Here is a 24,824-nt window from a genome sequence, read left to right on the forward strand (position 1 = left end):
GCGGCTCGGTATCGAAAAAGCATCACGCCCCCCAGCAACGTGCGCGGACGCCACCGCCCCGGTCAGAAGTCGTCGGGATCGGCCGGATTATTTTTACCCTGCGTCAGCCACCAATAATCCGGGATGGACGGGGCAGTCGAATCACCCGTGCGTGCGGAGGGGGCGAAAGACCGACATGGGCGCCGATGCGAGCTGTTCCTCCCACATCGGTCGGGCGAGACCGCCGAGGCACGTCCATCGTTCGTCGGACACCCCCAGGCGCGGAGCCGGCGGTTGAAACGGCGGTTGAAACCGCCGCGGGCCGTGACGGGTGGTGACGGCGGCGCCGACGAGCCGGCCGGACGGGGGCGAGCTGGTCGGGAGCCCCAGGGGAGCGTCCGCTGAGGTCGCGGGGGCCGTCGTCCGATGCGACCGGCCGCCGCGCGCATGGTGTGGAGTCAGCCCTTCACGCAGAGCACGGCGTGAAGCTGAGCGACGATCTCGACGAGGTCGCTCTGGCGGGCCAGGACGGTGTCGATGTCCTTGTACGCCGCGGGGATCTCGTCGAGGACGCCGGCGTCCTTGCGGCATTCCACCCCGCGGGTCTGGGCGGCGAGGTCGTCGACGGTGAACGTCCGGCGGGCCCGGTTGCGGCTCATCGTGCGGCCGGCGCCGTGGCTGGCGGAATGGAACGAGTCGGGGTTTCCCCGCCCGCGGACCAGGTAGGACCGGGTTCCCATCGAACCCGGGATGATGCCGTATTCCCCTTCCCGGGCCGAGATGGCGCCCTTGCGGGTGACGAGTACGTCGGCGCCGAAGTGGTGCTCCTCGGCCACGTAGTTGTGGTGGCAGTTCACGAGGGCGAAGTCGCGGTCGCCGGCATGCGGGCCGTCGGCCGGCGGGGTGGGCACGCGCAGCCCGGGCAGCGGGCCGCGTAGCGCCTCGACGGCGGCGGCGAGCATCAGGTCCCGGTTGCGCCGGGCGTACGTCTGCGCCCAGTCCAGGTCGTGGCGGTAGGCGGCCATCTCGGGGGTGCCGGCCAGGAACACGGCGAGGTCGCGGTCGGCCAGGCCGGCGTTGTGCTCGAGCTGCTTGGCGACGCGGATGTGGCCCTCGGCGAGCTCCTTGCCGACGTTGCGCGAACCGGAGTGCAGCATGATCCAGACCGCGTCGTCGGTGTCCAGGCACACCTCGAGGAAATGGTTGCCCGAGCCGAGGGTGCCGAGCTGGTTCATGGCCCTCGCCAGCCGCCCGGCCACGCGCGGGTGCAGCGCGCCGAACGTGCTCCACAGGTCGTCCTGGCGCCGGGCCCGCGCGGTCGGCTCCCGGTGGCTGGTCATCCCGACCGGGACGGCCGCCTCCAGCGCGGCCCGCAGCGGACCGAGGTCGTCGGGCAGGTCGGCCGCGGTGAGGTTGGTCCGCGCCGCGGCCATCCCGCAGCCGATGTCGACCCCGACGGCGGCGGGGGAGACGGCGTCGCGCAGGGCGATGACGGAGCCGACCGTCGCGCCGTAGCCGAGGTGCACGTCGGGCATCACCGCGACGTGGTGATGGATGTAGGGCAGGGACGCGACATTGCGCAACTGGTCCAGCGCGGCGCTCTCGACCTCCTCGGGTCGGGTCCACAGCCAGATCGGATGCGCCGCTGCGCCGAGCGTCGCGACGGGACTCATCTGGTGGTTCCTCCTCTCGACGGGGGTGGCTCCGTGCAGTTCACCTCTGGTCGAGCGAACGCATTCACCACGGTCGCTCAGAATGCCGGTGGGCGGTCCGGAATCAGGGCCCCGCGCCGGAAGTTCCCCGTCCCGCCTGCCGCCGGAGGCGCTGGAACACACCGGCGGGTGGATTCCACCGGCCACGGCAACCCCGGCTTTGTGTATTCATGTCAGTTCCCGCCCTGTCGCTGCCACCGCCTTCAGTGAAGGTGCCGGCCCGGTCCGGAAGTTCGAATCGAAGCCGTTCCGCTCCGCCTGATCAGGATGCCCGGTTCACGGCCGCCCGGCGAATGATTTTCCGCCCCCAGCTCGGCAGTCCGGCCGGTGGGGTCGGCGGGTCGACACATCGGCGGGTCAGCGCGGCGTGTCGCGGCCGCCGGCCGGCAGGAGGGGGGCGGCCCGCAGCAGGGCCAGCAGCGGCCGCAGGGCCTCGGGGACCGGCTCGGAAAAGGTCCGCACGGTGCGTCCGCCCTGCTGGTCGACCCGCGGGGTGTGGTCGGTCTTGGGGGTGTGGTCGGTCTCGGGGGTCTGGTCGGTCTCAGGGGTGTAGTCGATTTCCAGGGTGTAGACAAAGCGGTCCGCGCCCCCGCCCTGCCCGCCGTCGACCGGCACGCCCCGCGGCGCGGCCCCTCCCGCGCCGCCTGCGTCTCCTGCCCCTCCTGCCCCTCCCGCGCCGCCGGCCCGCCGCGCGGGCGCGCCGACCGGTGAGAGCGCTCCGCGCACCAGCTCGCGCAGCCGGGCGGCCTCCGGCTCGGGCAGATCGGCGCTGTCGAGCCCCCGCCGGATCGGCCGTCCCAGCAGCCCGCCGGACCGTTCCAACACCACCCGGACACGTCCCGCCCTGCCAGCCATGGGGCCATTGTGCGCCGGCGGAGGCCGGCGACCACCCCGCGTCGGGTGTCCACCGGTCCGGTCCGGCGGGCCGATCGGGCCGACCGGCGGGCCCCTTTCCGGTCGGTCGGACGGCCCTTGACGGCACTTGGCGGATCGCCGGCGGGCGGAGCTCAAGGCGGCGGCCGAAATGTTCTCCTTACCTGCGGCCGCCATAAGGCCCACTCGAGTTTCGGGCGAGTTCACAACTGTGACCGTTTCCTCTCGATGGTTTCCGATCGTTGGACGTCCTCGGAATCCCGGGCGGCCGGCTGGGTAGGAGTACGACGTGAATGAAGGAAGGGGATCCGACGTTCTCGTCGAACCCGGACCGCGTACTGTCTTACCGGTATACCGGTCTTTTTTCGATGGTTTCCGATCGTAGGACGTCCTGCGATCTTCCGGTGGGGGAGAGGTACTCGGTATGAATGTCGTACGCGGGCCGGGGCTGATCGCGGAGCGGCCGGCACGGCCGGCACGGCCACCGGAACCGGCTCCGGCCGTCGCCGTACCCCCGGCAGTGCCGTCGCCACCGCAGGAGCCGGCCGATTCCGGCGTGCGGCTGCTCGCGCCGGACGGCACCCGGGTCACCGACCCGCGCTTCGCCGTCCTCGCCGACCACGACCTGTGCCGGGAGTTCTACTCGTCGATGGTGCTGGCACGCCGCCTGGACGAGGAGGCCACAGCCCTGCAACGCCAGGGTGAGCTGGTGCTCTGGATTCCGCTGCGCGGGCAGGAGGCGGCGCAGGTCGGTTCCGCGGCGGCGGTCCGGCCGCGCGACTTCATCTTCCCCAGCTACCGCGAGCACGCCGTCGCCTGGCACCGGGGAGTGCCGGCCGCCGAGGTCATCCGCCTGCTGCGCGGGGTGAGCCACGACGGCTGGGACGCGGCGGAGCACAACATGGCCAACTACACGATCGTCCTCGCGTCGCAGACCCTGCATGCCGTCGGCTACGGCATGGGCATGGTGCTCGACGGCACGGTCGGCAGCGGCGATCCGGACCGCGACGGCGCCGTGCTGGTCTACCTCGGCGACGGCGCGATGAGCCAGGGCGACGCCAACGAGGCGTTCGTGTGGGCGGCGAGCTTCGGCGCCCCGGTGGTGTTCCTCTGCCAGAACAACCAGTGGGCGATCTCCACGCCGACCCGGCGGCAGTCGACGATGCAGCTGGCCCGGCGCGCCGACGGGTTCGGCTTCCCGGGCGTGCGCGTCGACGGCAACGACGTGCTCGCCATGCACGCCGTCACCACCTGGGCGCTCGAGCACGCCCGCGGCGGCGATGGCCCGGTGCTCATCGAGGCCAACACCTACCGGATGGCGCCGCACACCACGTCGGACGACGCGACCCGGTACCAGCCGGCCGAGGAGCTCGCCGTCTGGCGGGCGCGGGACCCCATCGAGCGACTGCGGCTGCTGCTGGCCGCCGACGTGGCCGCCGACTGGTTCGACGGGGTCCGCGAGCACGCCGACGACGCCGCCGCCGACCTGCGCCGTGCATGCCTCGCCATGGACCCGCCGGCCCCGGTGACCATGTTCGGCAACGTCTACGCGGACGAGACGGCCGACCAGCGGGCCCAACGGGAATGGTTCACCGCCTACCGGGACTCCTTCCTGTAGTCGACCTCGGCTCGCGCGCGACCTATCCTTGCTGCGGACGGGCTTCCCATCAGGGAGGGTCCGGGACGACCACCGAGGGGCGTGCGGTGCGACAGTCTGCGGCGACCTCGCCGGGTGAGGTGGCTGGCCGCCGGCCGGAGGCGGCGGAGGTGCCCGATCAGCCGGCCGCGAGCGGCGCCCCGACCCTTCTCGTCGGCGTCGGTGCGTCCCCAGGCGCCGCGGCTGATCCGGCCGTCGCTCCCGACTCGACGTTCGCCTCCACGAACCCGGTCACCGGCGCGATCGTCGGCCACTTCCCGGTGTTCTCCCCGCGGCAGGTCTCGGCCGCGGTTGCGGCGGCCCGCGTCGCCGCCCCCTGGTGGGCCGGGCTCGGCGCCGCCGGGCGCCGCGATCACCTGCTGCGCTGGGCCGCTCATCTCGCCCTCCACGACCGGGAGCTCGTCGAGCTGCTGCACGCGGAGAACGGCAAGACCGCCGCCGACGCCCGCATCGAGCTGCTGCTCACCCTGGAGCACATCCGCTGGGCGGCCCGCCACGCCGGGCGGGTGCTGCGGACGCGTCGGGTCCTGCCCGGCCCGTTCCTGGCCAACTACACCGCCCGGGTGGAGTACCGCCCGCTCGGGGTCGTCGGGGTGATCGGCCCCTGGAACTACCCGCTGCTGACCCCGGTCGGCTCGATCGCCTACGCCCTCGCCGCCGGCAACCCGGTGGTGTTCAAGCCCAGCGAGTACACCCCGGCGCTGGGCAGCCGGCTGGCGCAGTCCTTCGCCGCGGCGAACCCGGCCGCCCCCGCCGGAGTGCTGGGCGTGGTCACCGGGTTCGCCGACACCGGCGCCGCGCTCTGCGCCGCGGGTGTCGACAAGATTGCTTTCACTGGTTCCGCGGCCAGCGGCCGCACGGTCATGGCGACCTGCGCGCAGTCGCTGACCCCGGTCGTCATCGAATGCGGCGGCAAGGATCCGTGCATCGTCGCGGACGACGCCGACGTGGTCGCCGCCGCCCGGGCGGCCGTCTGGGGGGCGTTGGCGAACGCCGGGCAGACCTGCGCCGGCGTCGAACGGATCTACGTCACCGCGGCCGTCGCCGAGCAGTTCCTCGCCGAGGTCCGCCGGGCTCTGGCCGCGGTGCGCCCGGGTGGCGGTCCCGACGCCTCCTACGGCCCGATGACGATGCCCGGCCAGGCTGCCGTCGTGCGCCGCCACGTTTCCGACGCGCTGGCCCGCGGCGCGACGGCCCTGATCGGCGGCGTCGACGCGGTGGGCGAGACGTTCATCTCCCCGATCGTCCTCGTCGACGTCCCCGAGGACAGCCCCGCCGTGCAGGAGGAGACCTTCGGTCCCGTCGTCACCGTCCGCACCGTCGCCGACGTCGACGAGGCCGTCGCCCTGGCCAACGGCACCCCGTACGCGCTGGGGGCGACGGTGTTCTCCCGTCGCCGCGGCGACGAGATCGCCCGCCGACTCGACGCCGGCATGGTGTCCGTCAACGCCGTGCTCTCCTTCGCCGGGATTCCCGCCCTGCCCTTCGGCGGCAGCGGCGAGAGCGGCTTCGGCCGGGTGCACGGCGCCGAGGGGCTGCGCGAGTTCGCCCGCCCCCGCTCGGTGGCCACGCTGCGTCTGCCGCTGCCCGGCACGACGCTGACCACCTTCCAGCGCCCGCCCGGGCTGCTGGCAGCGGTCAACTGGGTCGCCCGCCGCCGCCACGGCGGCGGCCCGTCCGCCCGCCGCGACCGCTGACCCGAGGCCTTGACCCGAGGCATTGACCCGAGGCCCGCGCCCCGAGGCCCGCGCCCCGAGGCCCGTGCCCCGTGCCCCGAGACAGCCCGTCCCGCGAAGCCGGACAGGCCGCCTGCCAGGCGATTGCGGTCGAACCGGGCGACATACCGCCCATAGGCCCTGCTGGGGCGGCGGCCGTCGAAGAGGGCATCTAGCGTGGTCGGGTCAACACGGAACCTGGGGGGTCTCATGACTCTACGTCGCGGACTTGCCGTTTCAGTGATGATCGGTGCACTCATACTGGTAGGCGGACTCGCCGGCAGCGCCTCGGCCACGCCAAGTGCGGCGGGAGCGCCCGCGCTCAGCGTCGCGAAGGCGTCGTCGGTCGTGCGCGCTGCCGGTTACACGCCGATATCTCTGGGTGGCTTCGACCAAAACAGCGACCTCAGCGTGATCGTCGGGCTGCGCTCGACCTCCGCGGACGGGCACCCGCAGCGGGCGTTCTTCTTCCACCGCGGGGCGTACATCGGCAACGACTCGCAGCAGTCGAGCGCGACGATCCGCTGGATCTGGTCCACCGACCGGGTGGTGGCCCTGCAGTACGACCTGTACAAGCCGGGCGATCCGATGTGCTGCCCGACCGCCGGCGGGGCCACCGTGCGCTACCAGTGGAACGGCTCCTCGGTGACGCCGCTCGACCCGATCCCGAGCGCCGACTTCGCCGCCTCGGCGGGCCGCCGCTGACCGTGCTCCGCCACCCGCGGCGCGCCAGCCCGTGGGTGCCTTGCCCTTCCAGGGGGACGAATCGGACACGGAGCCCTCTGGAAGGGCAAGGCAGGTGGCGGCGAGGCCGGACGCAAGGTGGTGCCGGCGCCTGTGCTTCAGGCGTGGCGCCCGGATCAGGCGGAGGTGAGCTCGGCGACTGCCCGCGCCACCGGCGTCTCGCCGCTGACCAGCCCGGCGGTGATCCCGGCCGTGCCGGCAGTGGTGAGCAGGGCGGCGAGCACCGTGGCCACGTCCGCGCGGGAGATCGCCCCGCGGTCCACCCCGGCGGCGAGCCGCACCCGGCCGGTCGGGTCGTCGTCGGTCAGCCGGCCCGGGCGGACGATGGTCCAGTCCAGATCGCGGCCGCGGATCGCCTCCTCGGCCGCGGCCTTGGCCCGCAGGTAGGCCGCGAACACCGCGTCCGTGCCCGGTGGGGGCGGTCCGTCGACCCCGACCGAGGAGACCAGCAGGTAGCGACGGACCCCGGCGCGCTGCGCCGCGTCGGCGAGCAGTACCGCCGCAGCCCGGTCGACGCTGTCCTTGCGGGCCGCGCCGCTACCCGGTCCCGCGCCGGCCGCGAAGACGACGGCGTCCGCGCCGCGCACGTGCTGCGCCAGCGCCGCGGCGTCGATCGACTCCAGGTCGGCGACGACGGGCTCGGCGCCCGCCGCGCGCACGTCGTCGCGCTGGTCGGGGTTGCGGATCAGTCCGATCACCGTCGCGTCCTGCCCGCGCAGCCGACGGCTCAGCAGCCGGGCGATCTGGCCGTGCGCCCCCGCGATCACGATCCGCACCGATGCTCCTCCCGACCGCCCCGCGCCCGCCTCCGCCGACTCTCGCCGCCCGGCCCGGGACGATACCTCGCGGGATGCGTCCGCACTCCGCGGGATGGGTCGACACTCCGCGGGATGGGTCGACTCCCGCGGAGTGCGTCGGCTCAGTGTCCCTCTGCGGCCTCGACCAGTTCGGTGAGCACCCCGCCGAGCCCCTTGGGATGGACGAAGGCGATCCGGCTGCCGGCGGTGCCGTGCACCGGCGTGGAGTTGACCAGGTCGAAGCCGGTGGTGGTCAGCGCGGCCAGGGCGCTGTCGATGTCGGCGACGCCGTAGGCGATGTGGTGGATGCCGGGGCCCCGCTTGGCCAGGAACTTGCCCACCGGGCTGTCCTCGCGCAGCGGCTCGAGGAGCTGGACGTAGGAGTTGCCGGCCTCGCCGCTGTGCACCAGCAGCATCGCCTCGCGCACGCCCTGGCGGTCGTTGTCCTCCTGGTGCACGACCTTGAGGCCGAACGCCTCCTCGTAGCGCGGAATCGCCTCGGCCAGTGAAACCACCGCGATCCCGACATGGTCGATCCTGGTCAGCACAACGCTCTCCCTGCTCCGCCGGCCCGGCGGCCGGATCCTGCCGATGATGGTGCCCGAGACGAGCGGCGTCCGGGCTCGGCCCCGCCGGCGAGTTCCGCCCCGCCGCAGACCTGGGCCTCGAGGAAGAGATTGCCCGTTCGCGATCCCCGCGTCGACCGATCCGGGTAGGTGGCGCAGGTGACGGCGGTCGCGCCGGGCCCGCGGACGCCCGCCCGGACCGCCGGCGCCGGCCGGGACGGCACCTTCCGCACCGGGTCGGACGGATCGTTCGGGGGCGCACGGTGGGCCGAAGCGACCCGTATCGGCCCGCTGTCCGGAAGGTCGTAGAGTCGTCTGTTATCAGCCTTGCTCCCGGCGTCGAGCCACTAACGTGAGGGTCACCTTGTCCACGACGCGTCGCGATCCATCCGCGCTCCGTGCGGCCCGCGGAACCACGTATCAGATAGGTGAGGTGGCCGAGCGGGTCGGGCTCTCGTTGCGCACGGTCCGGTACTACGAGGAGGCCGGGCTGCTCACGACCGCCGGCCGCACCCCCGGCGGATTCCGCCTTTACGGCGACGAGGCCGTCGACCGGCTGTTGGTCATCAAGAAGATGAAATCCCTCGGGTTCACCCTCGAGGAGATGCGCTCGCTGCTGTCCGTTCGCGACGAGCTGTCCGACCCGAAGATCTCCGATGCCCGTCGGGCCGAGCTGCGCGAGCTGCTGCGCACCTGGGTCGTGCTGGCCGAGGAGAAGCTCGCCACCCTGCGCCAGCAGGCCGGCGTCGCCGAGGACTTCGTCATCGGCCTGCACGGCGACGCCGACCGATCAGCCTGACCCGGCGCTAGGCGTCCCTCCGGCCGGCGGCTGCGCCTGGGCGTGTCGTGCCAGGTCACCGGCTACGGTAGGCCGGTGGGGCACATCGGCCCGCCGGGCCTGCCGGCTACGCGAGGTGACGGAGCAGGCTCCGGCGTCTGCCGCCCGGCCCCGGTTCCGAGGGTTCGGAGAGTCCGCCGACGCTCGCCGCGGTGCCGCCCCGGTCCCGGTGGGGAGGGCCGTGCGTGGGGGCCTCGGGGAGCCGCATCCGCGGGGAACGCGATCTCGGCCAGGGATTACCAGATCTTTACCGCTTGTGTGTAGCCGCGGATTGCCCACGCGTAGACGCTAGATATCTGAACACCAGCCGCCAAGCTCACCTGATAAGGGTTGAATTGTCCACAACCAGCAGCGCCAGGTCTTCCGCCGACGCCCGCGACGGGCGCTACGAGATCGGCGACGTCGCCACCCTGGTGACCTTGTCCCTGCGTACCGCCAGGTTCTACGAGGAGGCCGGCCTTCTTGTCGCCGTGGGCCGCTCGGAGGGCGGTTTTCCGCTCTATGACGAGGATGCCCTCGACCGGTTCTTTCTGATCAAGAAGATGAAGCCGCTGGGTTTCACGGTGGAGGAGATGCGCTCGCTGCTTACCCTGCGTGAGCGGATGGCGCAGCCGGGGTTGTCTCCTCAGCTTCGCGCCGAGCTGCACGACCGGCTGCAGACCTGGGTCACCCTGGCCGAGGAGAAGCTCGCCTCGCTGCAGGAGCAGGTTCGCCTCGCCGAGGACTTCATGATCGGTCTGCGCGACGACACGGCCCGGTCGCTGCGGACCGACGGCGACGAGGGCGGGTCCGACCGCGGCGGTGCGGCCCCGGGACTCGCCGGCGGTCGGGGGGACCTCGACGACTCGTTCCTGGACTTCCTCGAGGACCCGCTCGGCGGCGACGACCGCTGAGGCGACGACCGCTGAGGCGCTGGGCGCCGGGCGCTGGGTGAGGGGCGCGCCGGCCGTGGTGGGGGCCGGCGCCGCGGCCCGTCTGCCATGAGCAGATCTGCCGCAGGCAGACCGCAGGCCCGGCGGCGGCTTTCCAGGTGACCCTGGAAGGGCCGGCCCCTCGTCGTGCGCGACGAGTCCCGACCCGGCCGGCGGGAGGACACGTCTCATGATCGAAACATCGACGGCGCACGCGGGGCCCGGCATCGGCCGGCCGCGAGGCCCGGTAGCCCAGGCCGCCGGCGCCGCCACCGCCGACGACCAGGTGTTCGGCCGGCTGCTGGAAAACCGCATCGTCTTCCTCGGCGCCGTGGTGGAGGACACCGTCGCCAACGCGATCAGCGCGAAGCTGCTGCTGCTCGCCGCGGAGGACCCGACCTCCGACATCCATCTCTACATCAACTCGCCGGGCGGTTCGGTGAGCGCCGGCATGGCTATCTACGACACGATGCAGTACGTCGGCAACGACGTGGCCACCGTCGCGCTCGGCTTCGCCGGGTCCATGGGCCAGTTCCTGCTCTGCGCCGGTGCCGCGGGCAAGCGGTACGCCCTCCCGCACGCGCGGATCATGATGCACCAGCCGCACGGCGGCATCGGCGGCACGGCCGCGGACATCTCCATCCAGGCCGAGCAGATGCTGTACACGAAGCGGACGCTGCAGCAGCGCATCGCCTTCCACAGCGGGCAGACCGTCGAGCAGATCGAGGCCGACTCCGACCGCGACCGGTGGTTCACCGCCGAGGAGGCCCGCGACTACGGGCTGGTCGACCACGTCGTCGAACGGGTCGACCAGGTGCCCAGCGGCGTCGGCGGCGCCGGGATCGGCCCGCGCCGCGCGGCCGGCCGCACCGGCTTCGGCCCGGCGGGAAGCGCCCGATGAGCGCCGCCCGGCCGCTCCACGCGGGCGGTGGCGCGCCGTCCGCCCGCCACGTCCTGCCCAACATCGTGGAGCGGACGTCGCGCGGCGAGTACTCGATGGACCCGTACTCGAAGCTGCTCAAGGAGCGGATCGTCTTCCTCGGCGTGCAGATCGACGATGTGTCGGCGAACGACGTGATGGCGCAGTTGCTGTTCCTGGAGTCGGAGGATCCGGACCGGGACATCTCGATCTACATCAACTCGCCGGGTGGGTCGTTCACGTCGTTGACGGCGATCTACGACACGATGCAGTTCGTGCGGCCGGACATCTCGACGATCTGCATGGGGCAGGCGGCGTCGGCGGCGGCCGTGCTGCTGGCGGCGGGGACGCCGGGTAAGCGGTTCGCGCTGGCCAACAGCCGGATCCTGATCCACCAGCCCTCGGCGCAGGGGGAGGGCCAGTCCAGCGACCTGGAGATCCAGGCCCGCGAGATCCTCCGCGTCCGCGCCCTGCAGGAGACCCTGCTCGCCCGGCACACCGGCCGCAGCGAGACGGAGATCCGCCGCGACACGGAACGCGACAAGATCTTCAGTGCCGCCGAGGCCCGCGCCTACGGCCTCATCGACGACGTCATCACCAGCCGCAAGTCGACGACGGCCCGGCCGGTGACCGGCGCCGCCTGACCCCACCCGCTGGTCCGGCCGGCGAAGGACCCGGCCGGACCAGCGGGTGCTCCTGGCGCCGCGACGCCAGGCCGCGTAGGTGGTTGTGGCCGTGGGGGCCTGTCGTGGTCCTTCCATCTTGACCGTCGTGGTGCGCAGGTGAGGGCATGATCGTAGGTCTCCGTGGCGTGAGATCGGATCATGCGACAGGTAGTGCCACCTCGGTGCCCGCGCAGGGCCGGCGCCCGGCGCACCGCCGATCACCGGCATCTGGCCACTCCGACCCCCGTGTCTTTGTGTGGCTGTCTGCACACGGAGTCGAGCCGAGGGTTCAAGCCACTTTTCGGCCGAAAAAACGTACCGGAGCCTCGGCACGATCTGGCCGTGTTCTGACCGGAAATCGGGACGGAGCGCGGCGGCGGCGATCTCGAGGAGCAGACCGGGTCAGGGCACGCGGAGCGCCGCCGGCGCGGCCGCGGGTCGCGGTCGTGGAAGGTTCGGGTGCGCTTCAACCACCCACCCAGCGATCACAAGTCGACACGCGGCCTGGTGGCTGACTTCGCGCGGCGGCGGCGTCAGGCGTGGTGCCAGGTGTGCCGGCGGCGCGCCGAGGCGTAGATTGTCTCGACGTCCGCCGGATGCCAGACTCCGGCCAGCGCGCCGAAGGCGTCGGCGATCAGATTGTGGTGCGTCGCGTAGACGTCCTTGAGCGAGGGTTCCATGGTGAGTGTGTCCGCTTCGACGAAGACCAGCACCCCGGCGACGGCGACGGGAAAGCCACAGGCGTCGCTCAGCGCCGCGGATGCGCGTTTCGCCTCGGCGCGGGACCGGTCGACGTACCGATAGGGCTGGCCGTTCACGGTGGCCGCCCGGTCGCCGACCCAGATCCGGGCGCCGCGGTGATTCTTGGTGTTGAGGGTGAAGACGCCACCCGGGCCGATCAGCAGGTGATCGATGTCCACATTCCGGGGCAACGGGATCGAATGCAGCACCCGCCAGCCGCCCGCCGTCAGCGATTCCAGTTCCGCGGCCACGAGCTGTTCGCCGGCCAGGCCCTTACGCCAGCTTTCCACTTCCGGCCGAGGGCGCCGGAGCAGGCGGTTGGTCAGCCTGCGCCAGAATCCCGGGGTCAGCTCCGCGATTTTCGCCTGGAGGGCGAGCCCGGGCGGATTGCCCGCGAGGTCGTCCGGATACGTCGCCAGATCGGCCTGCCCGCTGCCGGCCTGCCCGCCGCCGGCCGGCCCGGCGTCCGGCGCGGCCGCGGGCGGCGGGTCCATCCGGGTCTCCGGCGTCGGTGCTGCGGGTAGGTGGGGTGCCAGAGCGGCGAGCACGGCGTCCCGGTCCACATCGAGCAGCAGGGTGAGCTCACTGGTCCGGCGGTCGAAACTGGCGGCGCTGCGGCCGTCGTGCAGATTCACGTAAAGGCGATCCTGCCCGAATCGTTTCCAGGGCCTGACCTGTAGTTCGACCATGTTCCGCCCATCCATGACGACACCACCGCACGGCGGCGCAACAATGTCATGCCGTGGTGCGATTCCTCGCCGCGCGTGCGGGCGATTCGGGCCGGCCGGCGACCGTTTTACGGTATCGCCGAGCGAACCCGCTTTCCACCGATACGGGTAACGGGCGCCCGAACGCTTCGGCGTAGTGCCCACGCCATCGCCCGGACCAGCGAAAACGCGGGCGTGGCCACGGATGCGCGATCGGCGTCAGCGTTCACCGGCGACGAGGCGCACGCGCCGGTGTGCTGCACGGGCGGGCGCGACGTCAGGTCAGTCGGCATCTGCGGGCACGGGCTCGGCGTCCGCGGACACGGGTTCGGCGGCCTTGGGCAGGACCGGCGCCCAGGGCCACGGCGGGTCGGGGATGGTCTGTCGCAGGGCCGGGGCGACCTCGGCCTGGAACAGCTCCAGGCTCGCCCGGTGCTCGGCGGCGGGCAGGCCGCCGGCCTCGGCGTGCAGGTGCAGCACGCTGTGGCCGAACTGCTCGTGGTAGCGGTGCACCTTGTCGACGATCTGCTGGGGGCTGCCGATCAACGCGGAGCTGCGTTCGATGAAGTCCTCGAGGGTCGGGAACACCGGCTCCATCCCCATGGAACGCTGGAAGGCGAGCTGCCCGGCGAAGACCGGCGCGAAGGCGGCGACGGCGTCCTGGGAGCGGGGGGCCACGTGGAAACCGGCGGTGCCGGCGCCGACCGCGGCCAGCGCCGGGTCGTGGCCGTACTCCGCCCAGCGCTGCCGGTAGTAGTGGACCAATTCGGCGTAGGGCTCGATCGGGTTGGTGACGTTGGCGGAAAATAGCGGGTCGCCGTAGCGGGCGGCGAGGTCCACCGATTCCCGACTGGTGGCGCTGCCGTGCCAGACCCGGATCGGCTGTTGGAATGGCCGCGGCCAGACCTCGGCCTCGTGCAACGCGGGCCGGTAGCGTGGCTGCGCGGTGATCGTGTCCTGCCGCCAGATCTGCCGGAACAGCTCGTAGGACTCGGCGTTGCGATCCCACTGGTCCTCGGGGGTGACGTCGAACAGCTCCCGCTGCGCCGTGCCGTTGCCCTTGCCGATGATCAGTTCGAGGCGGCCGTCGGAGAGATTGTCGAGGGTGGCGTAGTCCTCGTAGGCGCGCACCGGATCCAGCAGGCTCAGGGTCGTCACCGCGGTGAACAGTCGGATGCGTGAGGTACGCGCCGCGAGGTGGCTGAGCACGACCGGCGGCGAGGAGGAGATGAACGGCCGCTCGTGCCGCTCACCGACGCCGAACCCGTCGAAGCCCAGCTCCTCGGCGAGCACCGCGCTGTCGACCACCTCGCGCAGCCGATCACGGGTCGACGGCGTGGCGCCGGTGACCGGATCTGGCCGATGGACGATCAGGGTGATGACCAGGAACCGCATGATGTCCCCCCGGGGAGTGGTCGACGGTCAGCGGGTGGAGGCGACCGAGGCTGATCGGCGGGTGGTCCGCCCGACCCGTCCAGCGGGGTGCCGCGGACTCGCGGTAGGGCAGGCCCGGCCGGCCAGCGCGGGGCGACCGCGTCGGGAAGCGCGGATCTCTCCGGCGGCGGGCCAGTGGAAGGCTCGGCGGGCGAACCGCGCGCCCGCAGGGACCACGATCCGGCCGGCGCCGAGGACGGCCTCGAACCCCGCCGAGAATCCCAGGTTCGGGGACACGCCGTGCTGGTGCGCTGGGGAGTCGAGCACCGGGCGCGCGCCGGTGCCGTCGCCGTCCCAGGCCGCCGAGACGCCCATCGCGATAGGGCCGCTCACCCCCATAGCGCCGCCGACTGCCATGGGGCCGCGAATTCCGAGGGGGCCGCCGACTGCCATGGGGCCGCGAATTCCGAGGGGGCCGCCGGTGGCGGCACGGGGCTCGAACGCTCGCACCAGCCCCGTCGGGGCCGGGACGCCGAGATGGGCCGTGACCGGCCCGGCGAGCTCGGACGTCGGCGCGGCCGGCACGGCGGGGGTGATCTCGGGCTCGATGCGGGCGAGTTCGAGGCGCACCTCGTCGAGCAGGTCCGTCAGGCGCACGCCGAGCGCGCGGCAGATCGCCGCGAGGATCTCCGAGGAGGCCTCCTTGCGACCCCGCTCGATCTCGGACAGGTAGGGCATCGACACCAGCGCCGCCGCGGCGACGTCGCGCAGGGTGCGCTGCTGGGCAAGCCGGCGCCGGCGCAGCGCCCGCCCGATCAGCCCGCGCAGCAGCGGGACCTCGACCTGCTCGGCCATCGCCACCCGGACCACCCTCCGACGCCCGCGGAACCGCTCAGAAGCCGAGGGTATCCGCTGCGGCGCCGTCTCATCCGCCGATGTCGCCGTCCGGTCCGTCCGGTCCGCCCAGCCCGTCCGGTCCGCCCAGCCCGTCCGGCGCATCCAGCCCGCGCAGGTCGTCGCGGCGGATGCAGCAGTGCACGCCGACGACCTGGTCGACCACCTGGCTCACCGCGAAGTCGGCGGCGGCGGACAGGTAGGCCAGGGCGACCTGCGGCGGCAGCGCGAACCGTTCGCGCAGGAACGCCACGGCGTTGCGGGTGGCCGCGCGCATCGCCGCGCCGAGCTCCGGGTCGAGCCCGGCGACGATGTGCAGCGCGTCGGTCTGCGCCCAGGGCGCGCTCAGGGCGCGGGCGGTGCGGCGCACCGTGGCGTCGGAGTGCACGGTCAGGCGCAGCAGCGCGCGCAGCGGTGCCTCGAACGCGGTGAGTGCGACCTCGCCGTCGCCCTGGGCGAAGTGCGGGTCCCCGGCGTAGAACAGCGCGTCCGGGACCTGGACGGGCAGGTAGAGGCGGGCGCCGACGCCTAGATGGCGGATGTCGAGGTTGCCGCCGTGCGGCCCGGGCGGCACCGAGTGGACCGGCCCGGTCGTCGCCACGGCCACCCCCATGATCCCGAGGAAGGGGCGTAGCGGGAAACGAATCTCGCGGCCGTCGCCGACGGGCAGCACGCCGGACTCGCCGCGGGTGTGCGCGACCAGGCACACCGGCGGCACCGCGGCCCCGGCCGGCAGACCCGGCGGCGCGATCGGCATCTCGCCGGGCAGCGCCCCCCGCCCGTGCCGGTTGCTGATCACCCCGTAGGGCGCCCGGCGGACCAGGTCGAGCACCTCGACCTCCAGGACGTCCCCCGGCCGGGCCCCGGCCACGGCCACCGGGCCGGTGACGACATGCGGGCCGGCGACGTCGGGCTGGTGGCGCCGGTCGCTGCCTGCCAGCGCCAGCACGTCATCGAGCAGTCCGTCGGCCGGGATGCCCGCGGCGCCGAAGAAGGCGACCGGGTCGCCGCCCTGGTCGGCGAGCAGTCCCTCGTGGCTGATCGTGTCGATGCGGATGGCCCGTCCGGACGGCACGGTCAGCACCGGTCGGCTGGCCGCGTTCGGCAGCAGCCCCCACCAGACCTCGTCCGGCCGGGACGGCAGGTACGGCTCGCCCGCCGGGACCCCGATCCCGCTGTGCAAGACAGTCACGGCCCGGGACCCTGCCACACCCCGATGTCGGCGTCGTTACCGACGTGACCAGCGCATCCGTGCCGGAACGGGCACCCGCGGCGCCCACCGGCATCGAGGGCGGGCATCGAGGGCGGGCATTGCGGGCGGGCATCTCGGGCGGGCATCTCGGGCGGAGCGGCGCACCTTGCGCGGTCGCCACTGCGACGCAACGGCGCGGTAATGCCGTGGCAAACGACCGCCCGCAGGATGTTCGCGTGGTCAACATCCGGCTGGGCGGGGCCCGGAACTCGTGGGCGGTGTCGTCCGAACACGTCGATCTGCGCCGCGCCCCGGTCGCGCCGCTGCCGGTCACCGTCGACGCCCGCCCGCAGCGGCTCACCCTCGATCTGGCCCGCACCGCCGTGGTCGTCGTCGATATGCAGAACGACTTCTGCCATCCCGACGGCTGGCTCGCCTCGATCGGCGTCGACATCACCCCGGCGCGCCGCCCCATCGCACCGCTGCGCCGAGCCCTGCCGATGCTGCGCGCCGCCGGCGTCGCCGTCGTCTGGCTGAACTGGGGCAACCGGCCGGACGCGGCGAACCTCCCCCCCGGCGTGCTGCACGTCTACAACCCGGACGGGGTCAGCGGCGGCATCGGCGCGCCGGCCCGCCCCGGCGGCAGCCCGACGCTGCAGGCCGGGAGCTGGTCGGCGGCGATCGTTGACGAGCTGCGGGCGCCGCCGGGCGACGTGCGCGTCGACAAGTACCGGATGAGCGGCTTCTTCGACACGCCGCTGGACGCCGTGCTGCGCAACCTCATGGTGACGACGCTGCTGTTCGCCGGGGTGAACTCCGACCAGTGTGTACTGGCCACGCTGACCGACGCGGCCTGCCTCGGCTACGACGTCGTGCTGCTCGAGGACTGCGCGGCGACGACGTCCCCGCCGTTCTGCCACGACGCCACCGTCTACAACGTCGCCCAGTGTTTCGGGTTCGTCGCCTCCTCGGCGGCGCTCATCGACGGCCTCGCCGAGACCGCCGATGCGCGCCACCCGGCGGCCGCGGCCGGTGTCACCGACGCCGCCAACTCCGCCGGGCAGGGGTGACGCCGTGCCGACGACGCCGATCCTGATCACCCCGGACGCCCTGGAGATGCACCACATCAGCGCCGGGGACACCGTGCGCCTCGGCGTGCTCGCCGGCCCCGAGGTCTCGCCGGTCACCGTCATCCTGGAGTCCTGGGACGTCGGCGGGGCCCAGCCACCCAACAGCCATCCGGCGTCCACCGAGCTGTTCGTGTTCCTGCGCGGGCGCGGGGTGGCCGTCTGCGACGGCACCGAGGTCGCCGTCGCCGCCGGCGCCACGCTGGTGCTTCCGCCCACGTCCCTGCACCACATCACCAACACGGGACCGGGCCGGATGTACGCGCTGACCCTGATGAGCCCGGACGACGGGTTCGCGGCGATGGTGCGCCGCGGGCCCCTCGCCGGGACCGACGACGAGGACCGCGCCGTCCTGGCCGCCGCGCCGTCCGCCGCGCCATGACCGGCGTCGACGCGGTGGTCTCCGGTTCTGCCGTGGGCGGCGGCGGGCCGACGGGAGCGGCGGCCGTGGCGGCGGCGGACTGGTTCGCGCTGCGGCCCGTCGCGGCCCGGACCTGGCTGGTCGCCGAGCCCGGCCACGTCAACTGCTTCCTCGTCGAGGGCGACGAGCGCGCGGTGCTCGTCGACACCGGGCTGGGCCTCGCCGACGTGCACGCGGCGGCCCGCTCGCTGACCGCCCGGCCGATCCTCGCCGTCAACTCCCACGGGCATGACGACCACCGCGGCGGCAACTGGCTGTTCCGCGACGTCGCGGCGCACCCGCTGGCGGCGTCGTCGCTGACGGCACCGGTGCCCGCCGAGCGGCTGGCCGCCTACCTCGCCGTCGCCCGCGAGCAGTACGCCGCCTACGAGCGGCTGCGCGCCGACGACGAGCGATTCTTCCACCTGCTCACCGAGGACACGACGCCCCGGGCGCTGCCGCCGTCCGCCGACGCCTGGACCGTGCCCGCGGGGCCGGCGCCGGCCGCGCTGGCCGACGGCGAGCGCATCGACCTGGGCGGCCGGGAGCTGACCGTGCTGCACACACCCGGCCATTCGCCGGACTCGCTGTGCCTGTTCGACGAGCGGGCCGGCCTGCTGTTCGCCGGCGACACGCTCATCACCGGCGACTTCTGGGTGCACATGCCCGACGCCGAGGTCGACGTGTTCGCGGCGACCCTGCGCGGCCTCGTGTCGCGGCTGGCCGGCTCGGTGCGGGAGATCTATCCCGCGCACACCCTGCGGTACCGGGTCGGCCCGGACTTCCTGCGCCGGGCCGCGGACGCGTTCGAGGCGGTCGCCGCCGGCGAGGCGCCCGGCCGACCGGGCACCGACCTGTTGCGCCGCCCGGCGCTGCGGCACGACTTCGCCGACTTCAGCATTCTGCGTCCGCCCGCCACCGCCACCGCCACCGTCCCGTCCGGTCCGCCCGTCCCCGCCGATGCGCCCATCCCGGCGGACGCCGCCGTCCCCTCCGCAGTGCCCATGCCGGCGGGGGTCGGGGTGGGCGGCGACGAGGCGGCGGCGTTGGTGGGCATCGACCCGGCGCTCGGCGCCGCCTTCGCGGCCTACGAACGGGCCCTCATGGCCGGGGACGTGGCGACCCAGCAGGCGTCCTTCTCCGCCGGTGCGGACGTGGTGCGCGTCGACGGAGACGGGCCGCTGGTCGGGCCGTCGGCGCTCGCGGCCTATCGGGCCGCCCGGCCCACCCCCGGCCCGCGGCGACTGCGCGCGCTGCACACGGTGCGCAGCCCCGGGGAGACCGTCGTGACCGTGTCGACGAACGAGCGACTGGGACCTGACGGCCGGATCGTCGGTCTGAGCACCCAGACCCAGGTGTGGGCCCGCACCGACGACGGCTGGCGGGTGATCGCCGCCTGCGTCGCGCCGATGAGCGACGGGAACCCCGCCGGTGCGCCGTCGGTCGCGGCCCCGTCTGTCGGTGCGCCGTCTGTCGGTGCGCCGTCGGGCGGTGCCCCGTCGGGCGGTGCGCCGGCGGCGGACCTGCTGGGCATGGAGCCGCCGGAGGGTGGCCGGTGAGCCTGGACGACCGGTGGCCGCGGGCTGTGTGGCGGGAACACGGCGACCCGCTGCTGGCGCCGACCGGCGGCGGCCCGCTCGACGGGCTGCGGGTCGCGGTGAAGGACCTCTTCGCCGTCGGCGGGTACCGGATCGGCGCTGGCAACCCCCGCTGGCTCGCCGAGGCGCCGGTGGAGCCGGTCGACGCCGAGGCCGTCCGGGCGCTGCGAGCCGCCGGCGCCGCGATCGCCGGGATCGCGCAGACCGACGAGCTCGCCTTCTCCCTGTCCGGCGCGAACGTGCACTACGGCACCCCGCCCAATCCGGCGGCCCCCGACCGGGTGCCCGGCGGGTCGACCAGCGGGCCCGCCTCGGCGGTCGCCGCCGGGCAGGCCGATGTCGGGCTGGGGACCGACACGGCCGGGTCGATCCGGGTGCCCGCCTCCGTCTGCGGGCTGTACGGGCTGCGGCCGACGCATGGCACGGTCGGGGCAGGCGGCGTGCTGGGGCTCGCCCCGTCCTTCGACACGGTCGGCTGGCTCACCGCCGATCCGGGCCTGCTGCGCGCCGTCGGAGACGTCCTGCTGCCGCCGGCGTCGGCCTCGGGGCCGGCGGCGCGTCTGTTCGTCGCGGGGCCTCTGCCGGCCGCGGCCGTTCGCACGCTCACCGACGCGCTGGGAGCGGACGTCCACACCGGGCCGGTCCGCGAACTCGGCGACGTCTCGGGACTGGTCGCGGCGTTCCGCGTGGTGCAGGCCGCTGAGGCGTGGCGGCTGCACGGTGCCTGGATCACCGCGCACCCCCGTGCGCTGGGCGCCGCCGTCGAGGAGCGTTTCCGGTTCGGCGCCGGGGTCGACGCCGACGCCGAACGCGCGGCCCGACGCCAGATCGCCGCCGGGCGGCAGCGGCTGCTGGACCGGCTCGGCGTGGACACCTGGCTCGTGGTGCCCGCCGCCGGCGGCCCGGGCCACCTTCGCGGCAGCGGCGCGCGTGATCGGGATGCCTGGCGCCAGGCGACGCTAGGCTGCACCGTTGTGGCTAGTGCGTACGGCCTGCCGAGCTGCGTCGTGCCGACTCCCAGGACCCAGGGCGGCCCGGTGGGACTAGCCCTGGTCGGCTCGCCCGGGGCGGACCGTGCGCTGCTCGACGCGGCGGTGGCCGCCGCCGGCCCGGTCGCGTCATGACCGCCTTCGCGGAGGATGTCGGCGTCCGGCTCGGCGGGGCGGTCCGCGCGCAGCGGCACGCGCTCGGCCTCACCCTCGTCGACGTGGCGGGCCGGGCGGGGCTCAGCCATCCGTTCCTCAGCCAGCTCGAGCGCGGCCTGGCCCGGCCGAGCATGCGGTCGCTGACGGCGATCGCCTCCGCGCTCGGGACCAGCGCCCAGGCCCTGATGGCCGCGGCGGAGGCAGCCGTCCCCCTCGTCGAAGCGGTCAGCGTGGTGCGCCACGACACCGTCGCCGTCGACTCGCCCGGCGGGTCGGTCCGCAGCCTCGTGCGCGGCGCCCGGGCGATGCTGCCCTCGGAGTACACCGGCGCCCCGGCGTCGTTCCACGACTACTTCCAGCACGACGGCGAGGAGTTCGTCTACGTCGTCTCCGGTTGCATCGAGGTCGACGTCGACGGCGTGCTGCACACCGTGGCCGCGGGCGAGAGCGTCTACTACGCCGGGGGAGTGCGCCACCGCTGGCGCGGCCTGGACGGCGAGCAGGTGCGCCTCGTCGTCGTCCAGCAGAACGCCTGACCCCCCACCTGGGTGGCCATATGTTTAGCGCCGCCGAAATTCGGAGCTGACGGCCCCGTCACGCACCCGCGCGACGATGTTGATCCCGTCAACATTCGGAGGCAGCGTGCGGATCGGCGTGTTCCTCTTCGGCGGCGTCGAGATGGCCGACGCCGGGCTCGGTGGCACCGAGCCCACCGAGCGCCGCTACGACCAGGCGGCGATCGAGCACGCCCACCGGGAGCTGCTGTCCTGCGGGGAGCTGGCCGACCGGCTCGGCTACGACAGCTTCTGGCTGACCGAGCATCACTTCCAGCACGAGGGCTACGAGGTCGTGCCGAACGGCCTGATGTTCGCCGCCTTCCTCGCCGCCCGCACCGGCCGGATCCGGATCGGGACGATGTTCAACGTGGTCGGCCAGTGGCACCCGTTGCGCCTGGCCGAGGACTTCGCGCTGCTGCACAACCTCAGCGGCGGGCGCGGCATCCTCGGCGTCGGCCGCGGGACCGTGCCCCGCGAGATGCTGCCGCTGACGGCGGGAGCGGTGTCCGTCGGCTCCTACGACAACCCGTCGGCGGCGGCGGCCGACCGGCTCAACCGGGAGATCACCGAGGAAAGCCTCGACGTCCTGCACGCCGCGTTCACCCACGAGCGGTTCAGCTACTCGGGCAAGCACTTCTGCGTGCCGCCGCCGGGGATCCCGGACCGCGGCGGGGAGGTCCGCGAGCTCACCCTGGTGCCCCGTCCGCGCTATCCGTTCCAGACCTGGCAGGCGGTGACCAGCCCGCCGACGCTGCGCGCCGCGCCGACCCGCGGCTTCGGCGGCGTCTTCTGGTTGCGCGAACGCCACCGGCTCGCCGCCGACTGGCGGGCGTTCGCCGAAACCTTCGAGCAGGTCCACGGTCGGCCGCTGGAACGCGGAGAACGCCGGATGCTCGTGCTCAACATCGCCGTCGGCGACACCCGCGCGCAGGCGATGGCCACCGTCCGCGCGGGCCATGACGAGTTCTGGCGCTTTCTGGCCCCCTACGGCTGGGGTCGGGGCTATGTGGGCCCGGACGGTCGGCCCGCCGACGGCTCGTTCGTCCCCACCCTGGAGGACTCGATGGCGCAGGGGCCGTGGGCGGTCGGCACCCCCGACGACGTCGCCGCGCACATCGTCGCCCTCGACGATCTGCTCGGCCTGACCGACCTGGTGATCTTCCCGGCCATGCCCGGGGACCCCTACGACCGGGCTCGCGAGCAGATGGAGCGTTTCGTCCGCGACGTGGTGCCCCTGCTGCCGGCTGCGGCCCGGACCTCTGAGGAGCCAGGATGACCCGGTACTTCGCCGATCTACGTGCACCCGAGGCCGCCGGGCTCTCGCCAGACGCGGTCGCCGTGCTGCCCATCGGGTCGATCGAGCAGCACGGCCCCCACCTGCCGCTGTCGACCGATCTCGTCGTCGCCGAGTCGCTCGCCCGGGATGCCGTCGACGCTTTCGGTGATGCCTGTGACCTGTGGCTGCTGCCGGCGCTGGCCTACTCGAAGTCCAACGAGCACGCCTGGTCGCCGGGCACGATGTGGTTGTCGGCGACGACGTTGCTCGCGGTCCTCGACGACCTGGCCCGCTGCCTCGCGACCACCCCGGTGCGCCGGCTCGTGTTCCTCAACGGCCACGGCGGCAACAGCGCGCTGCTGCAGGTCGCCAGCCGCGACGTCCGCCTCGCGCACGGGTTGCGCACGTTCGTCATGCACCCGTCCCTGCCGGCGGACCACGGCGGCACCTCGCCGGCCGCCGAGCTCGGCATGGGCATCCACGCCGGCATCGACGAGACCTCGCTGCTGCTGCACCTGCGTCCCGACCTGGTCCGCCTCGATCTGGGGGTGCGCAGCGTCCCCGGGCAGCTCGCGTCGTTCGACCGGGTCCGTTTCGGCGGTGCGGTCTCGTTCGGGTGGCTCAGCGACGACTTCGGCACCGATGGAACGATCGGCGACCCGACCGGGGCCACCGTGGAGCGCGGCAAACGGCTCTACGAGGCGATGGTGGTCGCGGCGGGCCAGTCGCTCGCCGAGATCGCCCGGTTCGACCCGCGACCGACGCGGTGACCCACACCGCCCAGCGCCCCCCGTCCGGGCTGTCCTCCGCCGACGACCTGCCCGCGCAGGCGGACGTGGTCGTCGTCGGGGGTGGTCACAACGGGCTGACCTGCGCCGCCTACCTGGCCCGGGCGGGCCGGTCGGTCGTCGTCGTCGAGGCCCGCGCGGAGCTCGGCGGCTGCGCCGCGACCGTCGACGCGATCGGCGCCCGGGTGAACATCTGCAACTGTGACCACACGATGGTCCTGGCCAGCGGGATCGTCGACGACCTCGAGCTCGGCGCGCACGAGCTGCGCTACCTCGACGTCGATCCGATGGGCATCGCCGTCGGCTGGGGCGACGAGCCGGCGTTCGTCCACTGGCGCTCCGTCGAACGGACCATCGACGGGCTGGCCCGCACGGACCCCGCGGCGGCGGCCGCCTACCGGCGCTACCTGGACGTCGCCCTGCCCGCCGCCCGGCTCGTGCAGTCCGTGCAGGGCACCCGCCCGAGCACCGCGGCGATCGCGGCGACCGCCGCGCGGCGCCGCCTGCGTGGCAGCGCCGTGGTGCTGAACTGGGCCCGGCGCAGCCTGCTCGACGTGCTGACCTCGTTCGGCCTGCCGTCGTGGCTCATCGCCGCGGCCGGCACGAACGGGCCGGCCGTGTGGGGCCTGGCGCCGGACGCGCCCGGCAGCGGGCTGGGTGCCCTCGGCTTCGCGATGCGCCACCTCATCGGCGTCGGCCGCCCGGTGGGCGGCAGCGGCGCCCTGCCGGCGGCGCTCGCCGCCTGCGTGCGTGCCCACGGCGGCCTGCTGGTCACCGGGGCCCGGGTGGGCGGTGTCCTGGTCCGCGACGGGCGGGTGCGCGGCGTGCGTCTCGTCGACGGCCGCGAGGTCGGCGCCCCGACGGTGGTCACGGCGACCGACCCGCGCACGCTGCTCGTCGACTGGCTCGACGGCGTGCCGGCCGCCGCCCGGCTGCATGCCCGCTGGGCCGCTGCGCCCGCGGTCGACGGCTACGAGTCCAAGGTGGACGCGGTCGTCGCCGCACTGCCGGCGCTGCGCGCGGTGGCGCGGATCGGTGCGGACGTGCTGCCCGCCGAGGCCCGGCACGTGCCGACGACGATCGTCAGCCCCACCGTCTCCCAGCAGGTCGCCGCCGCGGCGGCGCGCCGGCGCGGGCTCGTCAGCGACCCGCCCATGTTCCTCGTCAACACGCCGTCGGTGCTCGACCCGTCGATGCGGCCGGCCGCCGACGCGCACCTGCTGAGCCTGGAGGTCCTGTGGACGCCGTATGCGCTGCGCGGCGGCTGGACCGACTCGACCCAGCCGTGGTCCTGGCTGCGCCGGCTGGCCTCGTTGGGTGACCCGGGGCTGGTCGCGTCCGTGCGGGACTGGCGCGTCATGACCCCACCGGACTACGAGCGCGAGTTCTCCATGCCCCGCGGGTACGCCCCGTCCTTCCCGGGCGGCGTCGTCGCCGCGCTGCTCGGTCGCCGGCGCGAGCTCAGCCGCTACCGCACGCCGGTGGCCGGGCTCTACGTCACCGGCGCCGGGACCTTCCCAGGCGCCGGGGTGTGGGGCGCCAGCGGCCGCAACACCGCCGAGATCGTTCTCGCCTCCCGGCGCCGGGACCGTTGAGCCGAGCGGCGCGACCGGCCGACCGGCGACCGAGACCGCTCCAGTGGTCCCGAC

General features: G+C 73.9%; 23 protein-coding genes. 15 read left to right on the forward strand and 8 right to left on the reverse strand.

Annotated features, from left to right (window positions below; translation table 11 throughout):
• Window positions 1–437: 437 nt before the first annotated feature.
• Window positions 438–1,652: an RtcB family protein gene (locus AC5R91_RS31325; RefSeq protein WP_495394885.1), complete on the reverse strand. Its 1,215-nt coding sequence runs from the start codon at window positions 1,650–1,652 to the stop codon at window positions 438–440.
• Between the two features lie 396 nt (window positions 1,653–2,048).
• Window positions 2,049–2,519 carry a hypothetical protein gene (locus AC5R91_RS31330; protein WP_495394886.1) on the reverse strand — a complete coding sequence of 157 codons (471 nt, stop codon included), beginning with the start codon at window positions 2,517–2,519 and terminating at the stop codon, window positions 2,049–2,051.
• Window positions 2,520–2,988: 469 nt separating this feature from the next.
• Between AC5R91_RS31330 and AC5R91_RS31335 the strand changes: the two genes are divergently transcribed.
• From AC5R91_RS31335 to AC5R91_RS31345, 3 genes are all read left to right on the forward strand, one after another.
• The gene (locus tag AC5R91_RS31335) at window positions 2,989–4,182 is read left to right on the forward strand and encodes a thiamine pyrophosphate-dependent dehydrogenase E1 component subunit alpha (protein WP_495394887.1); all 1,194 of its coding nucleotides are present in this window, start codon (window positions 2,989–2,991) and stop codon (window positions 4,180–4,182) included.
• Window positions 4,183–4,331: 149 nt separating this feature from the next.
• Entirely contained in the window at window positions 4,332–5,918 is a 1,587-nt protein-coding gene (locus tag AC5R91_RS31340; RefSeq protein ID WP_495398098.1) for an aldehyde dehydrogenase family protein, read from the forward strand.
• A 261-nt stretch (window positions 5,919–6,179) separates the two neighbouring features.
• Complete coding sequence (locus AC5R91_RS31345; RefSeq protein ID WP_495394888.1) at window positions 6,180–6,641, forward strand: LppP/LprE family lipoprotein; 462 nt, start codon at window positions 6,180–6,182, stop codon at window positions 6,639–6,641.
• A gap of 155 nt (window positions 6,642–6,796) precedes the next feature.
• Here AC5R91_RS31345 and AC5R91_RS31350 read toward each other — a convergent pair whose 3' ends face one another.
• Together AC5R91_RS31350 and mce are read right to left on the reverse strand one after the other, a co-directional pair.
• Window positions 6,797–7,456, reverse strand: a complete 660-nt coding sequence (locus AC5R91_RS31350; RefSeq protein ID WP_495394889.1) for an NAD(P)H-binding protein — start codon at window positions 7,454–7,456, stop codon at window positions 6,797–6,799.
• Between the two features lie 143 nt (window positions 7,457–7,599).
• Window positions 7,600–8,025 carry a methylmalonyl-CoA epimerase gene (mce, locus tag AC5R91_RS31355; RefSeq protein WP_495394890.1) on the reverse strand — a complete coding sequence of 142 codons (426 nt, stop codon included), beginning with the start codon at window positions 8,023–8,025 and terminating at the stop codon, window positions 7,600–7,602.
• 382 nt (window positions 8,026–8,407) lie between these two features.
• Between mce and AC5R91_RS31360 the strand changes: the two genes are divergently transcribed.
• The 4 genes from AC5R91_RS31360 (at window position 8,408) to AC5R91_RS31375 (ending at window position 11,355) form a co-directional block, all read left to right on the forward strand.
• The gene (locus tag AC5R91_RS31360; RefSeq protein WP_041940731.1) at window positions 8,408–8,842 is read left to right on the forward strand and encodes a MerR family transcriptional regulator; all 435 of its coding nucleotides are present in this window, start codon (window positions 8,408–8,410) and stop codon (window positions 8,840–8,842) included.
• 374 nt (window positions 8,843–9,216) lie between these two features.
• Window positions 9,217–9,774: a MerR family transcriptional regulator gene (locus tag AC5R91_RS31365; RefSeq protein WP_495394891.1), complete on the forward strand. Its 558-nt coding sequence runs from the start codon at window positions 9,217–9,219 to the stop codon at window positions 9,772–9,774.
• A gap of 208 nt (window positions 9,775–9,982) precedes the next feature.
• Window positions 9,983–10,693 carry an ATP-dependent Clp protease proteolytic subunit gene (locus AC5R91_RS31370; RefSeq protein ID WP_495394892.1) on the forward strand — a complete coding sequence of 237 codons (711 nt, stop codon included), beginning with the start codon at window positions 9,983–9,985 and terminating at the stop codon, window positions 10,691–10,693.
• Window positions 10,690–11,355 carry an ATP-dependent Clp protease proteolytic subunit gene (locus AC5R91_RS31375; RefSeq protein WP_495394893.1) on the forward strand — a complete coding sequence of 222 codons (666 nt, stop codon included), beginning with the start codon at window positions 10,690–10,692 and terminating at the stop codon, window positions 11,353–11,355. Before AC5R91_RS31370 ends, AC5R91_RS31375 begins: the two co-directional genes overlap by 4 nt.
• 554 nt (window positions 11,356–11,909) lie before the next feature.
• Here AC5R91_RS31375 and AC5R91_RS31380 read toward each other — a convergent pair.
• The 4 genes from AC5R91_RS31380 to AC5R91_RS31395 form a co-directional block, all read right to left on the reverse strand.
• A complete protein-coding gene (locus AC5R91_RS31380; protein ID WP_495394894.1) occupies window positions 11,910–12,989 on the reverse strand; it encodes a nuclease-related domain-containing protein in 1,080 nt (359 codons plus the stop codon).
• Window positions 12,990–13,106: 117 nt separating this feature from the next.
• Window positions 13,107–14,219, reverse strand: coding sequence for an LLM class flavin-dependent oxidoreductase (locus AC5R91_RS31385; RefSeq protein WP_495394895.1), 1,113 nt, complete (start codon window positions 14,217–14,219; stop codon window positions 13,107–13,109).
• Between the two features lie 27 nt (window positions 14,220–14,246).
• A complete protein-coding gene (locus AC5R91_RS31390) occupies window positions 14,247–15,053 on the reverse strand; it encodes a helix-turn-helix domain-containing protein (protein WP_495398099.1) in 807 nt (268 codons plus the stop codon).
• 70 nt (window positions 15,054–15,123) lie between these two features.
• Window positions 15,124–16,284 (reverse strand): acetamidase/formamidase family protein, encoded by a 1,161-nt coding sequence (locus AC5R91_RS31395; protein WP_495394896.1) that lies wholly within the window; start codon window positions 16,282–16,284, stop codon window positions 15,124–15,126.
• Between the two features lie 236 nt (window positions 16,285–16,520).
• Here AC5R91_RS31395 and AC5R91_RS31400 point away from each other — a divergent pair, with 236 nt between their 5' ends.
• The 8 genes from AC5R91_RS31400 (at window position 16,521) to AC5R91_RS31435 (ending at window position 24,770) form a co-directional block, all read left to right on the forward strand.
• Window positions 16,521–17,354: a cysteine hydrolase family protein gene (locus AC5R91_RS31400; protein WP_495394897.1), complete on the forward strand. Its 834-nt coding sequence runs from the start codon at window positions 16,521–16,523 to the stop codon at window positions 17,352–17,354.
• A 4-nt stretch (window positions 17,355–17,358) separates the two neighbouring features.
• The gene (locus AC5R91_RS31405) at window positions 17,359–17,793 is read left to right on the forward strand and encodes a cupin domain-containing protein (protein ID WP_495394898.1); all 435 of its coding nucleotides are present in this window, start codon (window positions 17,359–17,361) and stop codon (window positions 17,791–17,793) included.
• Window positions 17,790–19,370: an AtzH-like domain-containing protein gene (locus AC5R91_RS31410; protein WP_495394899.1), complete on the forward strand. Its 1,581-nt coding sequence runs from the start codon at window positions 17,790–17,792 to the stop codon at window positions 19,368–19,370. Before AC5R91_RS31405 ends, AC5R91_RS31410 begins: the two co-directional genes overlap by 4 nt.
• Window positions 19,367–20,533: an amidase family protein gene (locus AC5R91_RS31415; RefSeq protein ID WP_495394900.1), complete on the forward strand. Its 1,167-nt coding sequence runs from the start codon at window positions 19,367–19,369 to the stop codon at window positions 20,531–20,533. The genes AC5R91_RS31410 and AC5R91_RS31415 overlap by 4 nt, the downstream gene beginning before the upstream one ends.
• Entirely contained in the window at window positions 20,530–21,090 is a 561-nt protein-coding gene (locus AC5R91_RS31420; protein WP_495394901.1) for a helix-turn-helix domain-containing protein, read from the forward strand. The genes AC5R91_RS31415 and AC5R91_RS31420 overlap by 4 nt, the downstream gene beginning before the upstream one ends.
• Before the next feature lie 106 nt (window positions 21,091–21,196).
• On the forward strand, window positions 21,197–22,387 hold the full coding sequence (locus AC5R91_RS31425) for an LLM class flavin-dependent oxidoreductase (RefSeq protein WP_495394902.1): 1,191 nt from the start codon (window positions 21,197–21,199) through the stop codon (window positions 22,385–22,387).
• The gene (locus AC5R91_RS31430) at window positions 22,384–23,157 is read left to right on the forward strand and encodes a creatininase family protein (RefSeq protein ID WP_495394903.1); all 774 of its coding nucleotides are present in this window, start codon (window positions 22,384–22,386) and stop codon (window positions 23,155–23,157) included. The genes AC5R91_RS31425 and AC5R91_RS31430 overlap by 4 nt, the downstream gene beginning before the upstream one ends.
• Window positions 23,154–24,770, forward strand: a complete 1,617-nt coding sequence (locus AC5R91_RS31435) for a phytoene desaturase family protein (protein ID WP_495394904.1) — start codon at window positions 23,154–23,156, stop codon at window positions 24,768–24,770. Before AC5R91_RS31430 ends, AC5R91_RS31435 begins: the two co-directional genes overlap by 4 nt.
• Window positions 24,771–24,824 lie beyond the last annotated feature (54 nt).

The organism is Frankia sp. BMG5.60, assembly GCF_059428125.1.

Excerpts from the sequence above, each read along its gene's own strand:
- AC5R91_RS31325 (WP_495394885.1), bottom strand. The coding sequence starts at position 1,652 with ATGAGTCCCGTCGCGACGCTCGGCGCAGCGGCGCATCCGATCTGGCTG.
- AC5R91_RS31335 (WP_495394887.1), top strand. The coding sequence starts at position 2,989 with ATGAATGTCGTACGCGGGCCGGGGCTGATCGCGGAGCGGCCGGCACGG.
- AC5R91_RS31345 (WP_495394888.1), top strand. The coding sequence starts at position 6,180 with ATGATCGGTGCACTCATACTGGTAGGCGGACTCGCCGGCAGCGCCTCG.
- AC5R91_RS31370 (WP_495394892.1), top strand. The coding sequence starts at position 9,983 with ATGATCGAAACATCGACGGCGCACGCGGGGCCCGGCATCGGCCGGCCG.
- AC5R91_RS31375 (WP_495394893.1), top strand. The coding sequence starts at position 10,690 with ATGAGCGCCGCCCGGCCGCTCCACGCGGGCGGTGGCGCGCCGTCCGCC.
- AC5R91_RS31385 (WP_495394895.1), bottom strand. The coding sequence starts at position 14,219 with ATGCGGTTCCTGGTCATCACCCTGATCGTCCATCGGCCAGATCCGGTC.
- AC5R91_RS31390 (WP_495398099.1), bottom strand. The coding sequence starts at position 15,053 with ATGGCCGAGCAGGTCGAGGTCCCGCTGCTGCGCGGGCTGATCGGGCGG.
- AC5R91_RS31410 (WP_495394899.1), top strand. The coding sequence starts at position 17,790 with ATGACCGGCGTCGACGCGGTGGTCTCCGGTTCTGCCGTGGGCGGCGGC.
- AC5R91_RS31420 (WP_495394901.1), top strand. The coding sequence starts at position 20,530 with ATGACCGCCTTCGCGGAGGATGTCGGCGTCCGGCTCGGCGGGGCGGTC.
- AC5R91_RS31430 (WP_495394903.1), top strand. The coding sequence starts at position 22,384 with ATGACCCGGTACTTCGCCGATCTACGTGCACCCGAGGCCGCCGGGCTC.